This is a genomic window from Bifidobacterium sp. POST2/T3 (B1), from assembly GCF_058197115.1.
Map to the genome: position 1 here is coordinate 1 of NZ_JBVPQK010000333.1, position 2,887 is coordinate 2,887.

At 56.9% G+C, this 2,887-nt stretch carries 3 protein-coding genes; all 3 read right to left on the reverse strand.

Annotated elements, in window-relative coordinates:
- On the reverse strand, positions 1-611 hold a 611-nt coding region (locus AC0AP0_RS11195), incomplete at its 3' end, for an ABC transporter permease (RefSeq protein WP_490430521.1).
- Positions 612-923: 312 nt separating this feature from the next.
- The gene (locus AC0AP0_RS11200) at positions 924-1,496 is read right to left on the reverse strand and encodes an adenylate kinase (RefSeq protein ID WP_198208640.1); all 573 of its coding nucleotides are present in this window, start codon (positions 1,494-1,496) and stop codon (positions 924-926) included.
- A 249-nt stretch (positions 1,497-1,745) separates the two neighbouring features.
- Positions 1,746-2,887: preprotein translocase subunit SecY (gene secY, locus AC0AP0_RS11205; RefSeq protein ID WP_490430522.1), on the reverse strand; the 1,142-nt coding region annotated here is incomplete at its 5' end.

The window sequence follows — 2,887 nt, forward strand, 5'->3', positions numbered from 1 at the left end:
TCGTAGGTGTGGAAGACCCGCTCGAAGATGGGGTGCACCAGCAGGGACAGACCGATCAGCCCGAAGCCCAGGATGGGGATGGCGATCAGGAAGACCAGGGATATGGGCCTGGAGATCTTATAAGAAAAGAGCCAGGCGACGATGACCATGATCGGCGCCCTGACCCCGACCCTGATGACCATCTGATAGGCGTTCTGCAGATTGGTCACATCGGTGGTCAATCTGGTGATGATGGAACCGGTAGAGAAGCGGTCGATGTTGGTGAAGCTGAAGGACTGCACCTTGGCGAAGAGGTCGCTGCGGACATTCTTGGCCAGGCCGGAAGAGGCGATGGCCGCATACCGCCCGGACATGAACCCGGAGAACAGGGAGACGGCCGAGCAGGCCAGCAATATCAACCCGAATTTGAAGATGGCCGGCATGGACCTCCCCGAGACTCCTTGGTCGATCAGGGATGCCATGATGGTCGGAATCACAATCTCAAGGACGCTCTCCAGAAAGACGAAGGCTGGAGCTAGAAAACTGGCCTTTCGGTATTCGCGCAGTGAGCGCAGAATGGTTCGGATGGTGTGCTTCGGACGCGCTGGTTCCTGTTTATCCGATCTGACCACGGATGCCGTAGACCCCTTCAAGTGGACCTCTTCTGTTTCTATTGATTTCTCTATCTTTTACGGCCAATCACCGACATGCAATACCCCCGGAAGAGGGTCTGAATGCAACTAGGCTATCATCCTCTCCGCCACAGTTGGGCGGACGCGCGGGGATTTCCGCCCTCCACAAAAAGAAGCTGTCAAGCCCCCTGGGGTCATGCAGCTTCTATGTTTGGGTTAGTCTTAGCAGCGAGCTGTGCCAGTGTGTTCTGAACAAGGCCTTCTTACGGTTGATTCAGCTGGCGACAACCCTTTCGCCTGACAGGCTATGAATCAGCTCTTGTCCAGCTGCGCGATAATCTCCTTGGATATCTGCTCGACCGCTCCCTGACCGTCCACTGCGACCAGAAGGCCACGGGACTTATAGGTGTTCAGCAAGGGTGCAGTCTCCTTGGCATAGATATCCAGACGCTTGGCGATGGCCTCTGGGGTGTCGTCTGCTCGCCCCTCTTCCTTGGCCCGCTTGGCGATGCGCTGCATGAGCACGTCATGGTCGGCGTCCAAGGCCACCACAGCCGTCAGCGGGGTGTCAAGTTCTTTGAGCATCTTGTCCAGCGCCTCGACCTGGGAGGCCGAACGGGGGTAGCCGTCCAGAATCCAGCCCTGGGCGGCATCATCCATGCCAAGGCGATCCTTGACGATCTTATTGGTCAGCTCGTCTGGAACCAACTCACCCTTGTCGGTGTAGGCCTTGGCCTGCTTGCCCAGCTCAGTTCCGTTCTTCAGGTTGTATCGGAAAATGTCGCCGGTGGAGATGGCCGGAATCCCGTAATGCTTGCTGAGCAAGGCCGCTTGCGTGCCCTTGCCAACACCTTGAGGTCCCATGATCAACAGTCGCTGTGCCATTCCCTATCCTTTGCTCGATATTCTATGTTCTTGACTCTTTGGTCCCGGACGGTCTTAGCCGTCTTTTCCGGGTAGAACCCTCATTTACGTATGCTAGCGGCTACCCGACCCAATACAGGTTCCACTCACTGAACCCATGCAAACTGTCTTCCCGAGACACAAAAAGAATCCGGCCCCTTGCCACCAAGGGCCAGGGCCGGACCTTCATTTGTTTTAATCTGACACCACTTGCAGGTGCTTAAGTTAGAGTCAGCCTTCCTTGTGGTCGCCCTCCAGCAGGAAACCAGTGTACTGGAACTGCTCGGTCTGAGCCCTGGCCTGACGCAGGGTGTCCAGGCCGACGCCGGCGATAATCAGGATGGTGGTGCCGCCGAAGGGCAACTTGGAGTTGATCTTCAGCAACATGATTAGCACCGTGGGTATCAGCGCCACGAAAAGCAGATAGATGGCGCCGACTGTATTCAGCCGATTCATCACGTATGACAGGTACCGGCTAGTGGCGCGTCCGGCCCTGATGCCGGGGATGAAACCGCCGTACTCCTTCATGTTGTCGGCCGTCTCATCGGGGTTGAAGGTGATGGAAGTGTAGAAGAAGCAGAAGAAGACGATCATGACCGAGTAGAGCACGATGTACCACACCGAGGTGGTGTTGGCCATGTTGGCATCGATCCACTTGACCCAGCTCTGTTCGGGCTTGCCGAACTGGGCGATGAGGGTGGGAATAGCCAGAATGGATGAGGCAAAGATGGGAGGAATTACGCCTGACATATTGATCTTGAGTGGCAGATAGGTTGAGGATCCGCCATACATCTTGCGGCCGATCATCCGGCGGGTGTACTGGACGGGTATGCGGCGCTGAGCCAGCTCAACATAGTCCACCAGTATCAGAATGACCACCAAGACAGTCACAACGATGCCGAACTTGACCCAGTCGCCGTTCTTGCCGTTGGTGCCCCAGCCGATGTTCCAGAGCTGAGGCAGGAAGCCGGAGCAGATGGAGATGAAGATCAGGACGGACATGCCGTTGCCAATGCCCTTGTCAGTAATCAGCTCGGCCATCCACATGATCAGGCCCGTGCCGCCGGTCATGATCAGGACCATGACCACCAGGTTCCAGACCGAACTATCAGGGATAACCTGCTGCTGGCATGCCCCGTTGAAGAGCGCGCCGTTGCGGGCAGTGACCAGAATGGTCGTGGACTGCAGCACCGCCAGGCCGATGGTCAGATACCTGGTGTACTCAGTCAGCTTGGCCTCGCCGGACTGACCTTCCTTGTGCAGAGCTTCAAAGCGTGGAATGACCACACGCAGCAACTGCACCACGATGGATGCGGTGATGTAGGGCATGATGCCTAGTGCGAAGATGGACAGCTGCAGCAGAGCCCCGCCCG

Bases quoted from the DNA above. Each gene is read 5' to 3' on its own strand.
- AC0AP0_RS11200 (WP_198208640.1), bottom strand. From the start codon at position 1,496: ATGGCACAGCGACTGTTGATCATGGGACCTCAAGGTGTTGGCAAGGGC.